The 19,968-nt window shown below is 41.6% G+C and carries 15 protein-coding genes; 5 read left to right on the forward strand and 10 right to left on the reverse strand.

The window, feature by feature from the left end; genetic code table 11:
- The 3 genes from ACSLBF_RS11380 to ACSLBF_RS11390 all read left to right on the forward strand — a co-directional run bounded on the left by ACSLBF_RS11380 (window position 1) and on the right by ACSLBF_RS11390 (window position 3,703).
- Complete coding sequence (locus ACSLBF_RS11380) at window positions 1-1,170, forward strand: metallophosphoesterase (RefSeq protein ID WP_440053512.1); 1,170 nt, start codon at window positions 1-3, stop codon at window positions 1,168-1,170.
- 446 nt (window positions 1,171-1,616) lie between these two features.
- On the forward strand, window positions 1,617-2,558 hold the full coding sequence (locus ACSLBF_RS11385; RefSeq protein ID WP_440053513.1) for a hypothetical protein: 942 nt from the start codon (window positions 1,617-1,619) through the stop codon (window positions 2,556-2,558).
- 242 nt (window positions 2,559-2,800) lie between these two features.
- Complete coding sequence (locus ACSLBF_RS11390; protein ID WP_440053514.1) at window positions 2,801-3,703, forward strand: alpha/beta hydrolase; 903 nt, start codon at window positions 2,801-2,803, stop codon at window positions 3,701-3,703.
- A 251-nt stretch (window positions 3,704-3,954) separates the two neighbouring features.
- On the opposite strand, the gene ACSLBF_RS11395 is transcribed toward ACSLBF_RS11390, so the two are convergent.
- Both ACSLBF_RS11395 and ACSLBF_RS11400 read right to left on the reverse strand, forming a co-directional pair.
- The gene (locus tag ACSLBF_RS11395) at window positions 3,955-4,923 is read right to left on the reverse strand and encodes a diguanylate cyclase (RefSeq protein ID WP_440053515.1); all 969 of its coding nucleotides are present in this window, start codon (window positions 4,921-4,923) and stop codon (window positions 3,955-3,957) included.
- A 2-nt stretch (window positions 4,924-4,925) separates the two neighbouring features.
- Entirely contained in the window at window positions 4,926-5,930 is a 1,005-nt protein-coding gene (locus ACSLBF_RS11400) for a response regulator (protein ID WP_440053516.1), read from the reverse strand.
- A gap of 199 nt (window positions 5,931-6,129) precedes the next feature.
- Between ACSLBF_RS11400 and tpx the strand changes: the two genes are divergently transcribed.
- On the forward strand, window positions 6,130-6,714 hold the full coding sequence (tpx, locus tag ACSLBF_RS11405; protein WP_440053517.1) for a thiol peroxidase: 585 nt from the start codon (window positions 6,130-6,132) through the stop codon (window positions 6,712-6,714).
- Between the two features lie 67 nt (window positions 6,715-6,781).
- On the opposite strand, the gene htpG is transcribed toward tpx, so the two are convergent.
- The 3 genes from htpG to ACSLBF_RS11420 form a co-directional block, all read right to left on the reverse strand.
- On the reverse strand, window positions 6,782-8,695 hold the full coding sequence (gene htpG / locus ACSLBF_RS11410; protein WP_440053518.1) for a molecular chaperone HtpG: 1,914 nt from the start codon (window positions 8,693-8,695) through the stop codon (window positions 6,782-6,784).
- Window positions 8,696-8,872: 177 nt separating this feature from the next.
- Entirely contained in the window at window positions 8,873-9,484 is a 612-nt protein-coding gene (gene recR, locus ACSLBF_RS11415) for a recombination mediator RecR (protein WP_440053519.1), read from the reverse strand.
- Window positions 9,485-9,664: 180 nt separating this feature from the next.
- The gene (locus tag ACSLBF_RS11420) at window positions 9,665-11,176 is read right to left on the reverse strand and encodes an alpha/beta hydrolase (protein ID WP_440053520.1); all 1,512 of its coding nucleotides are present in this window, start codon (window positions 11,174-11,176) and stop codon (window positions 9,665-9,667) included.
- A 281-nt stretch (window positions 11,177-11,457) separates the two neighbouring features.
- On the opposite strand from ACSLBF_RS11420, the gene ACSLBF_RS11425 reads away from it, so the two are divergent.
- The gene (locus tag ACSLBF_RS11425; RefSeq protein ID WP_440053521.1) at window positions 11,458-12,642 is read left to right on the forward strand and encodes a cellulase family glycosylhydrolase; all 1,185 of its coding nucleotides are present in this window, start codon (window positions 11,458-11,460) and stop codon (window positions 12,640-12,642) included.
- A gap of 29 nt (window positions 12,643-12,671) precedes the next feature.
- Here the strand turns inward: ACSLBF_RS11425 and ACSLBF_RS11430 are convergent, their stop codons facing one another.
- The 5 genes from ACSLBF_RS11430 to ACSLBF_RS11450 all read right to left on the reverse strand — a co-directional run bounded on the left by ACSLBF_RS11430 (window position 12,672) and on the right by ACSLBF_RS11450 (window position 19,964).
- A complete protein-coding gene (locus tag ACSLBF_RS11430) occupies window positions 12,672-13,241 on the reverse strand; it encodes a rhomboid family intramembrane serine protease (protein ID WP_440053522.1) in 570 nt (189 codons plus the stop codon).
- A gap of 126 nt (window positions 13,242-13,367) precedes the next feature.
- On the reverse strand, window positions 13,368-15,128 hold the full coding sequence (locus ACSLBF_RS11435; protein WP_440053523.1) for an endonuclease/exonuclease/phosphatase family protein: 1,761 nt from the start codon (window positions 15,126-15,128) through the stop codon (window positions 13,368-13,370).
- A 225-nt stretch (window positions 15,129-15,353) separates the two neighbouring features.
- On the reverse strand, window positions 15,354-16,019 hold the full coding sequence (locus ACSLBF_RS11440) for an outer membrane beta-barrel protein (RefSeq protein WP_440053524.1): 666 nt from the start codon (window positions 16,017-16,019) through the stop codon (window positions 15,354-15,356).
- 291 nt (window positions 16,020-16,310) lie between these two features.
- Window positions 16,311-16,658 carry a DUF3024 domain-containing protein gene (locus tag ACSLBF_RS11445; RefSeq protein ID WP_440053525.1) on the reverse strand — a complete coding sequence of 116 codons (348 nt, stop codon included), beginning with the start codon at window positions 16,656-16,658 and terminating at the stop codon, window positions 16,311-16,313.
- A gap of 57 nt (window positions 16,659-16,715) precedes the next feature.
- Window positions 16,716-19,964 (reverse strand): type I restriction endonuclease subunit R, encoded by a 3,249-nt coding sequence (locus ACSLBF_RS11450; RefSeq protein ID WP_440053526.1) that lies wholly within the window; start codon window positions 19,962-19,964, stop codon window positions 16,716-16,718.
- Window positions 19,965-19,968: the final 4 nt, after the last annotated feature.

The raw sequence follows: 19,968 nt of genomic DNA on the forward strand, positions 1-19,968 counted from the left end.
ATGAAATATATCTTCACATATTTAAAACACTTTACCCTTGTTTCGCTAGCAATCCTATTGTTAGGCTTTGCTGTTTTAGTCTCGAATAAAGGCACTGTAAGTTTTGGTACAGATGATTTAGCGATAAAGGTAGGTGGTGAAGGGCCACATGTTTTTTATAAGAAAAATCAAGTAGAAAGCTTAGTCATTCGAGGAGGACGAGAGCAAGGGTTTTGGGTCGATACATCGATAACCGATAGTTCAGAGAAAATAGAAGCTAACATTTATTTTGCTTTAGAAGATCTGCATATTCCTATCTCTATCCAAACCAAACACGACAATCCAGCAACTGAATATAACGATAATGCTCCCATTATCGCCATTTCCGATTTAGAAGGAAATTTCAAAGCTTTTCGCGACTTTTTACAAGCGCATAAAGTCATAGATGAGCAGCTAAAGTGGCAGTTTGAGCAAGGACATTTGGTACTTGTCGGGGACCTGGTAGACAGAGGCAATAGTACCACACAGCTACTTTGGTTTGTCCATGATTTGGAACAACAAGCTCAAGCAGCAGGTGGCATGGTTCATTACATCATTGGTAACCATGAAATAAAAAATATGTACGGTGACTTCAGCTCTGCGGCTTCTAAATATATTCCGATTAGCGGTATTTTAGGCGTTACACAAAGTGACTTGTTCTCGGATAATTCAGTGATTGGCCGCTGGATGAGCAGCAAAAATGTCATAGAAAAAATAAATGGCTATATCTTTACCCATGGTGGGCTCCACCCTGATATAAGCAAGCTCAATATCGCGCTGGCAGACATCAATAACACAGTCCGAAATCACTACCGACAGTTTTATTACCCTCGGCGAGATGCAGATCAGCAAGAAACTTTATTAGTGTCAAATAAGACTGGACCAGCCTGGTACCGAGGTTACTTTGAGGGTGAGGTTAATGATGCACAACTACAAGCAACCTTAGACAGCTACAATGCGAAAGGTATTGTTGTCGGGCATACGCTACAGTTCAATGTCAACACACAATTTGATGGTAAGTTGTTCGCCATAGATGTGAAGCATCCTAATGACTACTCTGCTAGCTTTCCAAGTAAATCATCCCAAGGACTTTACCTTCACCAAGGTAAAGTATTGCGTTTACTAGATGATGGCAAACGCACTGCACTATAGACCAAACGCTTATTGCTGAGCGCTTCATTATTGTAAATTGAGAGATTCTGAAATCAACCAGCGGCCATGATTTCAGAACCTCTTGAAAGACTAGACTAACCTTATCCGGGCTCTGCACTGCAGTCCATTTACTTTCCTTAACCTCAGCTGCGTATAAGGGTTTTGGTAATCCAAAATTAAGATGACACATAGTTTTTAACATCCAATGATGGTATTTAGCTCAATACCAAGGCATTTTTACGAAGTAATAGCCAGCTATTACGAGTGAAAACAACGAAGAGAGTGTGCAAAATAGCTTTATTGGGCAAATTCGCTTATACGCAGCTCAGGTTTTCTAGTTAACAATGTGTAATAGTCAAACTTCATTAAGGTTAATTTATATTACTCAATATTGTGACTTTCTGTATACTGTCCCTGAAATAAACATTAATTAGGGAACTGATCTAGTGAAAAACTTAGCACTATTACTACTTATTGCGCTAACAGCAGGATGTGTAACCACAAGCACAGAACCTGTAGATATTAAAGAGGTTGAATTTGAAGACAAAAGTAACGCCAGACGCTTACTAGAAAGCATTAGTCTGTTTAGTGTACAAGATACTGAGGTACCTAAAGACTCACTGGTAGAATACAATCACGGACTCAATGTCGCCTTAAGCGCTTTAGAAAAGAATGCCACATTAGGTAGTGTTGGATGGGCTGGGTTAACTGGCATGCTTCTAAACCCTGAAGATAGAGCTAGTCGCATGTTTATCATGGGTCTGACCGCGATTGATAAAAATCAGACATTGCTTACCAAAGATTTAGTCACACTATTTGATGAAGAAATTCTTAGATTTCATGCCGCTCTTTATGACATTCCAGTCGATCAGATATCCGTGATAGAGCCTAAGCAGTACAATGAGCTCAACGCTTATCAAACAAGAAAGTTTTTGGTGACCAACGATGAGTTTTGTCAAAATAGACTAGACAAAGTAATCGCAGGTAGAACGGTAAAAGGTCCGGGAATACTTGATAAAAGAACCGCTGAAGAACGTTATCAGCTCATGAAAAATGAATATGATGGGCTATATCAAAACGAAGTACCTGTACTCGGTGGTTGTGTAATTCCAGTAAGTGTAAGTGCATATTATACTACGCGCATCAGTGGCGAAAACTTCCCTTGGTTAGACAACAGCAAAGATTATGTTTCCGTTGAAATCCCATTTATTTTTAATAGTAAACTGGCGCTAGAAGCTATTCGTGATTCTAAAGTGCAAGATCTATATTTATTTATCCCTGCCGGAAAGTTTAGCGTTGGCTATCACTTTGAAAAGCAGGAAACAAACCCGTATCCAAGCTTCAATTCCAACCACGGCGCCTTCATGTTTGTCAAAGAAGAGTCATAACACGTAATTAATATCCTTTTCAAAACACACTCCCAAGCGGCTTTTATCGTTAGCTTGGGAGATATCCAGCCACTAGAACCAGCGAAAAAACAGATCAATAACAAGGCTATCTTTATTTATAAATAAATTTGCAAACCAAAGTAAATAGGCCAAGGAAAGAATAATATTTTATTTTTTATAAAATAAACTAAAACGTGTTATATTTTGAAAACTGTTCACGACACTATCAAGGATTTAAAGGCATGAACAAAATAATAAAAACAATAATCGCTCTACCAATTATAGCCATTACCTCTATTGTTTATATCAAAGCAAAAAGTTACTTCGAAGAGTACACCTCTGACTTCATTGATGAAAGCTTCTACTCTGCTACGTTAAAAGAAGACCGGAAAATTTTTATTCGTCGTCCCAGAAGCTACGATGAAGACAAAAGCTATCCGCTGATCATTAAAACCGATGGTAATTTCAACTTAGAACAATGGGATAAGCAGCTTAAAGAGCTTGGACTGAAAGGCAAAGCGGAAGACTCAATTGTTGTCGCAATTCCTAATCAGTTCTGGACAGACACCCGAAACCGAGATCTCGTCCCACCTTACGCGCGAAAAGATGTGAATATAGAAGCCCGTCCCGCATCAGAAAATGACCCTGAGATATTTGGACGCGCCGACAAGTTTCTCGCCTTTATTGAAAAAGAGCTTTTACCTTATATCGAAAGTAAATACCCCATTAATGACAACAAAATATTAACTGGATTTTCTGCCGGTGGTAGCTTTGTATTATATACCTTTACCACTAAGCCAGAGTTGTTCACTGGCTATTTCGCGTTTAGTCCTGCAGCATGGTATGACAAATCAGTGGTTGTAAAAGAGTTTAAAAAACAGCTACCAACATTAACTGGCGTACCTAAATATTTATATCTGAGTTTGGGTTCAGAAGAAAACGAAATTATCACAGGGTCTTTTCAAGGACTGCTAAAGGCATTAGAACAAAGCGCACCTGAAAACATTTACTGGGGCCACAGTTACAGCGCAGGCGCTGGCCACAACGAAAATCCTAGTATTTCCATTCCCAAGGCGATTACTGAGTACTATCAATTTAGAAAAAAGTACTTCCCTGACTGGAAGCAAACTGCATTAGCTGAGTAATACCAATGCGCAATAACACTTAATCATTTTGAAAGATTAAACCTGACGATAGCTGCGTTAAAAATTTCTCATTTAGAACAACTAAATAACGAAATTTTTGCCTTGCCTGCATGGATGTAGGTACCTTAGCGGTAGCAGGACGCGAGAGCGGAACTATCGACAAGGTTTTCTTGCTTCAAAATAGACCACTTAGTTAAGCGGATTGGTATAAAACGAAAATTAAAATGTGAACAAAATAGCGCTAACTAGCGCTATTTTTGTTTTTCTGAATAGACTGTCACTCGGTTACGGCCATTTTCTTTTGATGAGTAAAGCGCGTTATCAGCGGCTTCTATCCACTGTTCATGCTTCGCAAATTTATCATCATAGAGCGCAACCCCAAGACTAACCGTAATCTTGATTTGCTGCTCATCGTAATAAATGGATGAGTTCTCAATTAATCGGCGAAGGCGCTCAGCAAACACCACAGCCCCTTCTTCATCTGTATCTAATAAGGTCACCGCGAACTCTTCACCACCATAGCGACCTGCGGTGTCGGTTTCTCTGATGGTTTTTTTAAGCAAGTCAGCAATATGCCTTATTGCTTCATCACCACCACTGTGTCCATACTCGTCATTGATCTTTTTGAAGTGATCAATATCAAACATCAACAGTGCACTTTGACCCTGGCTACGCTTCAGTCGTTTAAATTCTCTATTTAAGCTTTCTTCCCAAAAGCCCCGATTATACAACTGAGTTAGGCTATCTGTGCGGCTGATCTTTTCCAGTTCGCTATTCAGTAATTCCAGCTCAAGCTTATTGATGGCTTCGTCGGTCACGTCATAAATAATCACGCAAATATGACCAACTTCACCGGTAATCGTAGTTAACGGAATAAATGTCGCATTTTGGTACATATAATCCGCTTTACCCGTAATGGGACGATAGTTTTTAAATTTAAAAATATAAGGCTGTTGCTCCCAAATCGTGAATGAGCGGTTTTTTAATACAAAAACAGGTTCCGCTTTTGAGCGGAACCACTGCTCATCAATACTGGGAAACAGATCAAATACATCTCTGTCTTTTACCGCGCTTGGCAACAACCCAGAATGGTTTTCCATAAAACCATTCCACACACAGACTTTATAGTCTCTGTCGAGTACCACCAGCCCAACGTCAACGGTATTAAACATATCCATTAACCAGTGGATTTCATTCATGTCAAAATCAGCTGCCGGCATAGTTAGTCATCCAGTAAGTACGCGACTTTATATTTCAGGGTTTTAAGTGAATCTTCAGTAAATAATAACATCAGATCACAGTTAATATTGTGATGCTCTATTCCATAGCTAATTTCTATCGCCAGCGTTCGTTGCCAGCGGTCTTTATTGGCCTTTACGAGTTCGGCAACATCGCCGTGCTGCCCTAACACAACCGGGTGGCCTTGACTGAACGACATATCCAATTGTTTGGATAAACCGGTCAAAATGGCACCAATCAATATGTTGCTGATGTCCATTAAAAGTTCTAACTCAACTTTATTATTGAGCTCACCATGGTAATTCATCAACGAGGCAATTTCTTTAAAGCTCGAGTCATTTAACAAAAGTAATGCTTCGCCAGACACTCCCCCGCCAATAAACCCCTGACAAACACCTGATGTCGTGGCGTTGGCGTCTATTGACTGCAATGCCATATGTAATTCATTTACTTCTAATACATTTACGTTAGGGATCGGAAGTTCAACAAATACGTTTAATAAACGAGCCAATAAATCTCCTGCTTGGCCCATCGCGACATTGGTAATTTCTTGATAAATATCTCGAATTTCAGGTTCTAGCTGTTCACCTAGCTTATGAACTAAGTTTTCTCGCTTCGCTTTGTCTCTTATTCCATGATGCTCAATAATATCCACGAGCTTTTGTGCATCACAAGGCTTGCGAATAAAATCAATGGCACCTAATTCAATTACGCGCTGGTGAGCATTAGGCTGTATATCACCGGAAACAACGACAGTAAGTACTGACAAACCCTGTTCGGAAATAGCTTGTAGTACTTCATAGCCATCCATTTGTGGCATGTTTAAGTCGAGGAACAAGATCTCAGGCGAGACTTTTTTAATTTTTTCAATACAGTCGAATCCATTTTCTGCAAATTCTACCCTGATATCCCAATCATCCGGCAACGAACGCGCCAGTTGCCGACGGGCTAATTTAGAATCGTCACAGATAAGGACTGAAGTTGACATACAAGCTCTCTTTGCTGTTTACCTATTATGAGTACATTATAGGGCAAGTTATTTATAGTTATGAGTCAAAAGCTTAAAATTACGACACATGTTAATAAAACAATGCATTGTTGACAATCAAATTGTCATAATCGCTTGGACACACCAAACCAGTATAATACACTCAACTCAATTCAGTTAACTTGGTAGGGAATAGATTATGCTAAAAATGTTAGCAATTAGTGGGTTATTAGCGAGTTCTGTAGTCACAGCTTTTGAACTTCCGGAGAACCAGCTTGATCTTGGTAAAGTAAAAGCAAAAGACAAAGTTGTCGTGCTGTTAGGTCAAGGAGTACAAGAAGGACAAACCGCTCCAAATTTCAAAGTAGCTGATGTCGACTTTTCACCTGTTACGCTAAAAGATTTTGCTAATCAAGCGGTATTGATTAGTGTAGTGCCAAGCTTAGATACAGGAATTTGCAGTCTGCAAACCAAACACTTCAATGAAAAAGTCGCAACACAATTTCCTGACGTTGCTATGTTGACCATTAGTGCTGATTTGCCTTTTGCACAAAAGCGTTTTTGTAAAGCCGAAAATATCGATAAAGTAAAAACCTTGTCCGACTCAGTTTGGCATTCGTTTGGTGAGAATTATGGCCTACTCATTAAGGATATGGGGCTGCTTAGCCGAGCAATTTTTGTGCTGGATAAAAACCATACAATCGTATACAAGCAGCTGGTTGAAAATCTGGCTACTGAGCCTGATTACGCTTCAGCCGTAAACGCATTAAAAGCGCTTCAATAACCAGCTAAAAAGCACGACAAAAAAAAGCCAGCTAACTTAGCTGGCTTTGGTTTTTACTTTTATAACATTACTTTTGTAAATCTAACATGAGCTTGTTCAGACGGCTGACAAAGCCCGCAGGATCTTTCAAGCTACCACGTTCAGCAAGCATCGCTTGGTCTAGCAGTACTTGTGACCACTGCGCAAACTTGTCTTCATCTTGCTCATGGTTAAGATGTTTAACCAATTGATGCTCAGGGTTCAATTCAAATACCGGCTTGAACTCAGGTACAGCTTGACCCACAGATTCCATTAGCTTTTGCATTTGCGAGCTCATGTCATGGTCATCTGCAACCACACAAGCTGGTGAATCAGTAAGGCGGTGTGTAAATCTTACTTCTTTTACTTTATCACCTAGCACTTCTTTAATGCGCTCAAGTAGCCCTGCAACTTCTTTTTCGCTCTCTTCATGTGCTTTTTTGGTTTCTTCATCGTCCATATCACCTAGGTCTAGATCACCACGCGTGATTGACTGAATTGATTTACCGTCAAACTCAGTTAAGTGGCTCATCATCCATTCATCAACACGATCAGAAAGCAGAAGCACTTCAATGCCTTTCTTACGGAAGATTTCTAGGTGAGGTGAGCTTTTCGCAGCTTCAAAGCTATCAGCAACCACGTAGTAAATCTTGTCTTGGCCTTCTTTCATACGCTCAACGTATTGCTCAAGCGATACATTTTGTGTGCTTTCATCAGTATGTGTTGAGCTAAAGCGAAGTAGCTTGGCAATCGCTTCTTTGTTTGCGAAATCTTCCGCCGGACCTTCTTTAATTACGTTACCAAACTCGTTCCAGAATGTTTGATATTCTTCTGGTTTGTTTTTGCCCATACGCTCAAGCATCTTTAATACGCGAGACGTACAGCCTTTGCGGATCGCTTGCGTGATCTTGTTATCTTGTAAGATTTCACGAGATACGTTAAGTGGTAAGTCGTTAGAATCTAGCAGACCTTTTACAAAACGCAGGTAGCTTGGCATAAACTGCTCGGCATCATCCATAATAAACACACGTTGTACGTACAGTTTTAGGCCGCTCTGGCGGTCACGGTTGTACATATCAAATGGCGCTTTTTTAGGAATGTAGAGCAAGCTAGTGTATTCAGTTTTACCTTCTACCTTGTTGTGCGCCCATGACAGCGGCTCTTCCCAGTCATGCCCAACGTGCTTGTAAAACTCTTTATATTCTTCGTCTGTTATCTCTGACTTATCACGTGTCCAAAGCGCTGTAGCTTTGTTAATTGCTTCCCACTCGCCTGGCTTTGCTTCAATCTTCTCGCCATCTGTGCCTTCAGACTCAGGCACTGGATCTTTGTAAAGTTCAACAGGAATAGAAATATGGTCAGAGTACTTAGTCACAATACCGCGTAAACGATAAGACTCTAGAAACTCTAATTCATCTTCACGTAGGTGTAGAGTAATTTCTGTACCGCGCTCTGGCTTGTCGATTTCTGCGATAGTAAAGTCACCTTCGCCTTGGGATTCCCACTCAACGGCTTGTGTTTCACCCGCTTTACGAGTACGAACTGTCACTTTGTCGGCAACAATAAATGCCGAGTAGAAACCCACCCCGAACTGACCAATCAGCTGTGAATCTTTCGCTTGGTCGCCAGTTAGGTTTTTAAAGAAATCTGCGGTGCCTGATTTTGCAATAGTTCCTAAGGAGCTAATGACTTCATCACGCGTCATCCCGATGCCATTGTCTGAGATACTGATGGTTTTTGCATCTTTATCTACGCTAATGCGAACACGTAAATCTGCATCACCTTCATACAAGTCACCATTCTGAAGCGCTAAGTAACGTAATTTATCTGCGGCATCTGAGGCGTTAGAAACCAGTTCGCGTAAAAAGATCTCTTTATTTGAATACAAAGAGTGGATCATCAGGTTTAGTAGTTGTTTGACTTCTGTTTGAAAGCCTAATGTTTCTTTTTGTGCTGCGGTCATTGTTCTCTCCGATCTAAGCAATTTAGTGCAGTTTGTAAAAACAATCTGTTTGGTATGCTAGGTATATGGGGTGAGAACAGAGAGTTTCAAGAGAAAAATTAACTTTTTAATATCAACTGTTCTATTTATTCGCAGCTGAGGTTGTTTAGTGCGATTAAACAGAACAGTGACAAACGTTTATTGACCTGTGGCGAGTTTTTTACGACCACTAAACGCATGCATTAGCGTCATACCATCGACTAAATCAAGCTCCCCCCCCACGGGCATACCGTGCGCAATTCTTGATGCGTCGACATGATACTTATCGCACAACTCGGAAATATAGTGTGCAGTAGCTTCACCTTCTACCGTTGGGTTGGTGGCTAAGATGACCTCGTTGATGTTACCTGCCATAAGCTTTTTCTCTAATACATCCAAGCCGATTTCGTTTGGACCAATGCCATCAAGAGGCGATAAGTGACCCATTAACACAAAGTATAAGCCTTGGTATTGACCAGTTTGCTCAATGGCTAACACATCCGTTGGCGATTCAACAACGCACAATAAGCCTGAGTCTTGTCGTTTTACGCTTAAGCAAAGATCACAAACCTCAACTTCACTAAAAGTACGACAACTGCTGCAATGTCCAATGGCTGCCATGGCATGCGTCAGAGATTGGCCTAGCTGGGTGCCACCGTCACGATCTCGCTCAAGCAAGTGAAACGCAATGCGCTGCGCTGATTTAGGACCAATACCTGGAAGACAACGAAGTGCTTCAATAAGTGCCGATAAACTAGGTGATAACTGCATAACTGGAACGTCTAACCTTTAGTGCCTATCGGCACAAGCAATATGACTGAATAAGCTGAAATAATAAGGGATTAAAGTAGGGATTGAAAGAGTTGCTGGCGACGCCCCGGGATAATCACTCAGTTTGCCGTAATAGATGGAGACTTTAATTGACTCCATCACTCGTGGCTACTTTAAAACTTAGACAGGATCAAAACCCCAATGTGTCTGTTCAAGAAGACTTGGTAATGGTCTTAGATGACGTGCTCTAGGCGATAACCCCTGAAACAAACAAAGATCTAGATCCAGTAATACCCGTCGGTCTTGAAATACGTACGAATGATTTAAAGACAAAAACTTGGTTACTTCTGATGCATCCACGGTCTCCATGCCACTAAAAATGGTAATCGGTTTAGCATCTCCTACTCGCCTGCCCTGATGTAATAGCCTTGAGACAAATAAAGCTCTATCTCTATCACATGCATAGATAGTGATTTTATCTGCGTGACGCGTATAGCTATCAGCATAAATATTTTTGAAATCTTCTTGGTCAATATCTGGTGCAGCAAGTGCTATCTTAATTCGCCCCGTATTAATATCAGCATTGAGTGATTTCATCGCTTGAGACAAACAATATCCTCCCATACTATGCGCCACGATGTACAAATTCCCGGTATTAGCTTGGAGCATTTTTTCAATAAAAGTCGCTAATAAGTGACCTGCACCAACCGCTCTATCTTTATCCGCGACGTAACCTCTAAGATCTCCAATTGACGGCCAACTAAATAGTGAAAAGTGGCCATCAAACGCTAAATCAACCTTAAGCTGCGCCGCTTGACACACAGCTTCTTCAAAAGTGACGTTAAACCCGTGAATAAACACCACGCAATCAGACTTTGTATCGACACTATTAAAAAAGTCGCGTTCAGAAAGTGCATTATCACCTTTTAGAACTATGTGTTTAGCTGGATCGGCTCGTTCAATATTAAACAGCCTTAACGCTCTCTCATAGAACGGCGGACGTTCCACGACTCCCTTTTCATGAATCGTCGGCAAAGAAACATGAGCAACCCCATAGTTTAACTGTTTAACTTTTTCGCTACCGAATAGACCGATACTACTGTTACGTGCTCGGCTCGTTGCGTAAAGTAAGTCAACATTAAAATATTCGTTAGCTTCTGCTATTTTATCCGGCGCTAAAAAGTCAATGCTATCACTCGAAGATCCAGAATCATCCCATGCTCTTTTATTTATAACTATCTCTTGAGGAGCTTCCATCTCGCGTGTACGAGAATAAAGTCGTCTCATGCGTTTTTCTTGCAGATAGGTATCGTACTTTTCGTGGAGCAATTCACCTTCATCATCACTGATTTCTGCGACTTGAATAGATGCAACTGCTGATTCTATGTTTGGCAGTTGATAATCGCATAATCGCAGTAAATACAGCACCAATGGTAGCTTATAGTGCACAATTTTGTGCTCACCGCGATAGGCTTTTACCTGTATTGATTCTCGAAAAACAACATCGAATAACAACCGAAATAATTCATCAACGTCAAACTGATACCAGCCGCTATTGGTCGACAGTAAGATCTCTCCATTTTGCACATTGGCATAAAACACCGCACCTGTGGATAGTGTTTTCATTTGCAGTGTCGAGATTTGGGTAAGTAATTTTTCTAAATTTTCAATCTGCAGGCTGGTGGCTGCCATAAAACGGTCCTAGTACATTTACTTTAAGTGTATTGAGACTACAAAAAAACGCATTAAAAACAAACATAAAAATAACAAAATACACACATTCGTTGGGTTTCCATGTGTTTAACAGTCAGTACGAAAAATTCGGCTATCCGCAGCTGAGTTTAGATACTTTCTAAATGAAGTCATCACGGCAAACACTAGCCACTTGTCCACAAAACTAGACCAAAGTCTTAGGGTGAAATCTCTGGAGTGAGTTACCTTAAATAAGAACAACATGTTAAGGAAATGTATCGATGAACTATCTAAAATTATCCATCCTTTCAGCCTCTCTGGGGCTATCTATCAACACGGCATTTGCTGCTAACTGCGAGGGAGTCAACGAGTACCCTAATTGGACGCAAACTAACTGGCAAGGCGTGCCTAGTCATGCCACTACCGGTGATAAAATGCACTACAACGACAAACTGTATCAAGCTAATTGGTGGACGACCTCAGTACCAGGCACCACCGCAGCTTGGCAATACCTTGGCGCTTGTAGTAGCGGCGAACGCATCACTCCAGTGCAGCGTTATGGCAAACTTAAGGTGTGTGATAACCGTGTCTGTAGTGAATCAGGTGAAGTCGTACAACTGCGCGGCATGAGCAGCCACGGTTTGCAATGGTATGGCCTTAATAAATGCCTAACCGAGCAATCCTTAGATGTGCTCGCTGAAGAGTGGCAGGCTGATATCATTCGTTTGAGTATGTATGTCCAAGAAAGTGGCTACGCGACCAATCCTGAAAAGTTTACTGAAGAGATGAATAAATTGATAGAAATGGCGAGTGAACGTGGCTTGTATGTACTAGTTGACTGGCATCAACTTAATCCGGGGGATCCGAACTATAACTTAAGTTTTGCGAAAAAGTTTTTCACTGATGTCGTTTCTGCAAACAAATCTAGAAACAACATTATTTACGATGTGGCGAATGAGCCAAACGGTGTCACATGGACTGAAGTGCGAAAATATGCTGATGAGATAATTCCCGTGATCCGCGCAATAGAACCTGAATCACTCATTTTGATCGGTACCCATGGCTGGGCGACGTTTGGTGCCTCAAGTGGGGGCAGCGTTCAAGATATACTGGATGATCCGGTGAAATTCGACAATATCATGTATACCTTTCATTTTTACGCCGCATCTCATAAAGACTATTACCGTAATGTGTTAGATCGCGCCTCAGATGTACTCCCAGTGTTTGTGAGCGAATGGGGCACGCAAAATTACGACGGAGATGGTGACAATGATTTTGACAGCGCACAAAAGTATATCGACCTGATGGAACACAAAAAAATCAGTTGGACTAATTGGAATTACTCCGATGATTTCCGCAGTGGTGCAGTATGGAAACGTGGCACCTGCAGCAACGGTAGTTTTGTTGACAGTCAACTTAAAAATGCGGGTGTGTGGGTAAAAGATAGAGTTATCGAAAACCGCTAGCCGCTGAAAGTAAAAGGTAATTAAGTCCGTTACTTTAGCGGGCTTTTTGTAAGATAGGCTGCGGCCAAACCACTAATAAACCCAAAAATATGACTTGCACTACTGGTATTCGCAGAGAAATCAAATAAGGTCGCGAAGAAGTTAATATTGGCATAATAAGTCGCTACAATAAGTGCCACAAAACTCAAAATACCAATAACATTGCGATGAAACACCGCTGAGCCCAACAACAACCCGTAGTACCCCATCACAATGCCTGATGCGCCGATATGATTCGCGTGGCTCGCGAATAACCATACCAGCAAACCAGTAGTGAGAAAAATAAATACAGTCGCACGTTTAAACCGTGGTAAGCGACTGGCGATGTAGCCGCTGATGGTCAAGCCTAACAAATTGCCAATAAGATGTGGCCAGTTTCCGTGTACAAACGGCGCGCTTATAATCCCCGTTAGGTGTGCAGTACTATGTGGAACTATGCCCAGCCGCCCTATCGGTAAACCAAGTAAAGTCTCGACCAGCAACACAGCACACATCACCAACATTGCGTAAACAACATATTTGAAATTTTTAGGAAACAGTAATCGCTCTGATTTTGACATTGTTAGCACGAACAATAAATAGTGTCTTTTTAAGATGTTACATGACACCCATTGGGCAAAACAAGCAGGAATGATAATACCCTGTCAAAAATTGCTCCTGCAGGGCATTATCTATCTCTATCAATATTAACGTACTGAAAAACTCGTTTCGGCCAGTAATGTGTACCCGTCGTTTTCAAACACTCTAAGCAAGTATTCGCCAGCCGCTAATCCGTCAAACGTTCTACTTCCTGACGTTTCGCCATGAATATACTGCCAGTCGATTGAATACACTGAACCATCGCTCGGATTTCCCCCGTAATAAATCCCGATCCAGTCTTTAGCATTGCCCGGTGCATCACTGAAATTTGCGACGATAGCTTCATTGACTGCATAGACTTGTTTAGAAGTATTGATAGTAGTTTCGGTATGAGGATCAAGATTAATAAGCGCACTGATTTCTGACCAATGTAAATCCACCACCGCATCGACTCTCGGTGATGCGCCGTTGTTGTGGAATAAGCGTAATTGAATTTCCTCTTGCGCAAATTGGTTAGCCAAAAACGCGTTTGGAATTGTCAGTGTAAGTTGTTTGTTGAACGAATCACTGTCCACGTTAATTACGCCGCCACTTTGATCCGAGGGATTGGCATTTTTTGTGGTCGCGTTCACTTGATAACTGACATTTTTGCCCAAATGCTGCGTATTACCCAAGGTAAATGTCACTTTTAGGTCATTACCCGCAGCACTCAAAGCGACGTTTTCAAATTTGGCATTGAAATCAAGCGAGTCACTGACGCTCGTATCTGAAGGCGTTTGAATCACAAAGGTGGTTTGATACCACAAGTGATCAGATGGGAAATCATAGAGTCCATATTGCGATTCTTGAGTTGATTCATTGATTAGCCGTCCAGCAATGGGGTCTTGCCAATTGTAATTGCCATCTTGACCATCAGGACCCGTAAAGAAATTACTAAAGTGCGGCCCTACAAATGCAGCACTTTTTAGGGTGACACCCACTGTATTTTTGTTGTAGTAAATAAAGTCGATGCGGTCCCTGTCGTCTAGCGCTCGACCGCATTCTTTGACATAGCTGCTGCCGCTAGTCCAGCTATCTTCTTGCCTAAACGGCCATGATATGCCCGGATGGGTCACTGGGTTTGGATAGAGTTCGCGATAGCTGTCGGTTAATCCACCAGCACGAACGATACGATGCGATTTGAAATCATAGACTGTACCTTGGTGATCGAACATGTTGGCGGTCGCTGATGTCCAATCGAGTCCGCTGGGTTCGTTGGTATCACCACCAGCAATAACTGGCGTACCATTTTCAATATAAGGTTTCATCGCTGTGATTAAGCTCGCCGCCTGTGAGGGCCGTTGCGATTTATCATTGAGAATATCTAACTGCTCGCTGTCACTGACCGCTTTACAATGCTTTCTTGCCGCCCATGTTGAGCCATTGCCACCACGGGCGTCGTAAGATACGTATTCGGTATAGTTCCAATGATTAGACCAAACCGCGACATCGCGACCATTTATGTCCAAAACAGCGCCAATATGGCTAGCGGTTGCATCGCGCTGGATCACGTGTTTAATTGGAAATTTAGACAATATTCCCATTGAACTCGTCGAATAGTCACCTTGCCAAAAATACATACCCAGATCGTTCGCCAGTCTTGCGTTAACTCCGTCCGCTTCTTGGGTAAAAATCACATCTGCTTCCAAGTATTTAAACTCTGCAACACCTGCATTGTAGTAATGCGCTTTCGCACTTAAATCATGCCAAAGGTTGGCACTGACTACTTTTAGTTCAGTTTGATAAGAAAGTGAGTCAGCGTGTGTGACACTAGCCCCCGCCGTCAATGCAAACGACAAGGCGAGTTTTACTGGAAAAAGGTTTTTCATCGTTGTTTTTGCTCTATCTGGATGACTAAAAATTAACAAGTCGCACAAGATACGAGAGTATTGTTACCTTTTAGGAAACGAACGATGAAAGAATCACGATAGATTAGTGACAAAGGTGTGACTTTGCCTTTTGAGCAACTATCTATAGATCAGCTTGGCTTTGCATAAGCTCAGCCAAGCGTTTGTCGAGAATGCAAATCGGCAATCGATCCACGCTGCAAGTCGTTAAAATGTCCAACCAACCATAGCAGATACGTCATTTACATAGTGTTTATAAGATGCAGGTCCTGTATAGTCATCCACTTTTGTTTCTTTTATTACAAAAAATGAGTACTCAAGCCCGACATGCAAGCTGTCTGAAATCTGATATTTAAATCCTAAACCGGCGTAAACATCATTACCACTATCACCACCATCTTGCTGTACGTGCCGATTAACAAGTCGAGCCGGTGAGTTGCTTTTGTATTGCCAGTGTGCAATACCCACTCTGGCATGCGCAAACACGTCTGAAACGAGCGCTACTTGACCCTTGACCCCCAACCTAGTTGATTCTACTTCTGTTGGTATTTTGAAATGATACACACGCTCAAAACCATCATCAGCGCTACCTGGAATAGAGTTGCTATGTGTAACAGTAAATTCATTTTTTGCTTCACCATGCAGGTGTTTAGCCAGTTCCACCGTCAAATAATCGTTCAGCTCAACTCCCAAACGAAAACCAAACGAATTAGACCATAACGAATCGTCATAGCCACTGAAAGCATCCGCCTGACGGGCTGTGTGAATTTTGTTTAGGGACTTGCCTACCAGCAATTCCGATACCACGGTAGTGTCTGCATTTGCAAAAGCAGACAGCGATAGCAAAGTGACGCCTAATGTAAAACTTTTCATTTTTCCCTTATAAAATTTAATAAAAGCACACGTAAATAATTATGCTCAAAGCGACGTGTAGAAATGCGTGACTACGATTAATCTCTAAATAGCTTTGGTTTGATTAGAAAACTAACCTTGGAAGCAGAGTCAATAACATGCTTTTTTAATACATAACGCAGAAATACAACCGAACGCTTTGAGCCATCTTTGACTATTGTGAGGCTTTTGATGTGATGAAGCCGAAATTTTAACAAAAAAACCTATATTGGTTCCAGCGGTTTTCGCTTGTGAAGCCGTGCATTACTTGATTTAACCCCAAAAACAACCAAATTCGTCGTTCATTACAACCTTAAGCGCACGCTCAATGGTGTTCGCCGTTGGATCTGGCTCATAGCTATACCATTTTAGGTTTTGCCGCAGCCAGTAAATCTTCCACACCTTTTGTGATTTAACGTACGTCAGCTTTACGTTATCAAATTCATTGCATTGAGTTTTATCACGCCAATCCGGGCGGCGCTCAAAAATAAACACGGTTTGGTTGTCAATGCGAAAGCCAATATCAAGTTCATTTCGCAGTTGCACAGGCTGGCGGCGCTTTTCAACGGCCTCACCCACTACTTTTTCTATTCGTTTTATTTCAAATTCACTGAATGCCATAGGTTTTCTCTTATGCTTTACGACATAGTGCAATACCGCAAATCACTTACCCTAATGTTATCTTTTAAACCCATACAACATATCAAACACCACTCTTGCAAACTGAGCGGTTTTAGATGGGTCTGATAACAACTGCATCATTTGCTCTTGATGGGCTTCATTACTATCTAGGATGGCATCATCAATTGCTTTTGGAAAATCGCCAAGCATTGCTTGTTCACGGGTATTATTGGCAATTTGACTCATCACCGTTTCGTTTTCAGTCAACTTGTCACGTACAGTGAAGGCGTAGTTGATCATATCTTTGTCAGTGAGGTTATCAGTGATAAATACCTCATTGAGGCGAGCAAGAATGTTAGACAAAAACTCTTCTTTTTTGTCTTTGGCCTTTGCACTGCCCACATCACTGCTTGGTTCAAGTTGATACTCCGCCGTATCTTCTTTGAGCTGGATATCTTGCTGGCGAATTTTAGACAATCGGTAATGGCTCATCACAACGTTATCAAGGTCGATATCATCTTCTTCAATCACCTTTTCACGTAGTAATGGGCGCAGGTGTCGAGCGTATAAGCTTAGCTTTTCTAGCTCCTTATCGTCGTAGTCCACTATCTGCGACATAAACTCATAAAAGCGGGTAAAGCTGCCTAAGTCCTTTTTAAATATTTCTAGGCGGTCTTTTTCTTGCTTACACTCTTTAAAGCTACTTTCAGCATTGGCTATCAACACTGCATCACCTGTTTTTTTGGTGCGCTCAAACATCTCTTTCGCTTGGATGTAGGCTTCAACTGATGAGCTGTAACGTTTTTGCCAACGCTCCACAGCAGGCTTACAAATGTTACTGATAGCCGCATTCGATTTATTTTTGGTAAAGAACGCTTCAACAAACTGCTCAACCTCATTCCATAAGAAAATACCGCTGGTACGCAGCTTTTCAAACAATTCAAACACCACGTCAGGATTTGTCACGTCAGTCAGTTCAGCCGTCTGATAGTAAGGTTGAAATGCCTCTAAAATATCTTGCGGCTCATTATAAAAGTCGAGCACAAAGGTGCCGCTTTGGGCTTTGCCCGGATAAGTACGATTTAAGCGTGACAGCGTTTGCACACACTCAACACCACCGAGTTTTTTATCCACATACATAGCGCATAGTTTGGGCTGATCAAACCCTGTTTGAAATTTATTCGCCACCAGCATCAATTGATAACTATCGGTATCAAATGCCTTACGCATATCTTGTTTAAGCGCTGGGTTCATACTTTTTTCAGTGAATTTTTGGTCAAGCAAAGCGATGGCATCAGGGTCATTTTGGTCAAATTCAACTTCACCTGAAAACGCAACCAAAGCGCGAATAGATTGATAACCGTTTTCAGCCACATATTTATCAAAAGCTAATTTATAGCGTACCGCTTCTTTACGTGAACTAGTCACAACCATCGCTTTGGCTTGGCCGCCCAATAAGCCCATTACGTTGGCTTTAAAGTGCTCAACAATCACTTTTACTTTTTGCGCAATGTTGTATTCATGCAAGCGTACCCATTGGCTCAATTTAACTTTGGCTTTTTTACTATCTACTTCTTGATCTGCCGCTTCAATTTTTTGCGCTAATTGATACGCCACTTGGTAGTTAGTGTAGTTTTTCAATACATCAAGAATAAAGCCTTCTTCAATGGCTTGGCGCATCGAATAAACATGAAATGCTGCGGGTTTATTCTGTTTAGAAGCGGGCAACTCAGGGTTGGGTAAACGGCCAAATAGCTCAAGTGTTTTCGCCTTGGGGGTTGCTGTGAACGCGTAGTAATTTAAATTGGCGCTACCACGGCGAGCGGCAATGGTTGCATCTAAAATATCTTCTGAAGTGAGTTCGTCATCACCCACCTCATCCGTCATCAACACTTCTTTTAATTGCCGTGCCGTTGAGCCACTTTGCGATGAGTGTGCTTCATCGGCAATTACCGCGTAGTTACGAGTTTTTAAACTGGTACTGTTTTCAATGGCGCTCAACACAAATGGGAAGGTTTGAATGGTGACTATGATGATGGGCGCAGAATTCTGTAGCGCTTCGGCAAGTTTTTCTGATTTTGAACGCCCTTTATCTTCCTTAGCATTGATCTTTTGTACAACGCCATCGGCATGTTCAAATTGGTAAATAGTATCTTGCAGCTGATCATCAAGAACTGTTCTATCTGTTACTACAATCACTGAATGAAATTGCTTGTTACCATTAGCATCATACAAGGTTGAAAGCTGGTGTGCGGTCCACGCAATGGAGTTTGACTTGCCCGATCCTGCACTGTGTTGAATAAGGTATTTATTACCTGTGCCCTCTTCTATCGCTGCACCAATTAGCTTAGTGACAACATGCCATTGGTGGTAACGCGGGAATATTAAGGTTTCTTTTTTGCTTTTACGCCCTTCCCAATCTTCCTTTTCTTCAATCTGTAAATGAATAAAACGGCCAATAATATTCAGCAAGTTAGCTGGCGTTAACACCTCATTCCACAAGTAATCTGTGGCATAACGGTTTTCATCGACTGGAATATCATTACCTGCGCCACCTTCACTTGTACCTTTGTTAAACGGTAAAAAGAAGGTGTCATCTCCTACCAGTTTAGTGGTCATATACACTTCATATTGGCTGAGCGCAAAATGCACCAACGCACCGCGCTTAAAGGTCAATAGCGGCTCAGGTTTTTTAGTGACTGGATCTTTGGGTAAACGGGTACGTTTGTATTGCTTAATGGCATTGTCAACCGTCTGTTTAAATTCAGACTTTAGCTCTAAGGTTGCAACGGGTAAGCCATTCACAAACAGCACCAAATCAATACGCCACCTTTTTGCCTTTTTACCCGTAATAGTAAAATGCGCTTGCGTAGCGTACGGGCTATAAACTAACTCAGGTACAATACGGCAAATATTCTGCTCATAGCGAGCAAGCGTATCGGGGTTTAAATCATGCTCAGGCTTAAATTGGCACAATGAAAAGCGCGCATTGCGAATTTTTAAGCCATGGCGTAACACGCCCAAAGTGCCATAGGTGCGCGACACTTTATCGGTGGCATTACTGTCTGCTTTTTTTAGCTGAGCCACCAGCGCTTCTATAAAATGGCGCTCTGAGTCAACGGGGTAAACCTTACAAAACTTTTGCCACTCTTTGCCTTGCGTTTCTTTTATAAAGGTCAGTACATCTTGTTGGTACAATGCAAATTCACGATTGTAGTGCTCAGACTGGCCTTGCACCCAACCGTTTGCAACCATTTCCCTGATAATATCGTTCTGGAATTCCTGCTCTTTCGTGCTGTCTGTCATAGTT

This window comes from Pseudoalteromonas sp. T1lg65, from assembly GCF_051930985.1.
Taxonomy (GTDB): Bacteria; Pseudomonadota; Gammaproteobacteria; order Enterobacterales; family Alteromonadaceae; genus Pseudoalteromonas.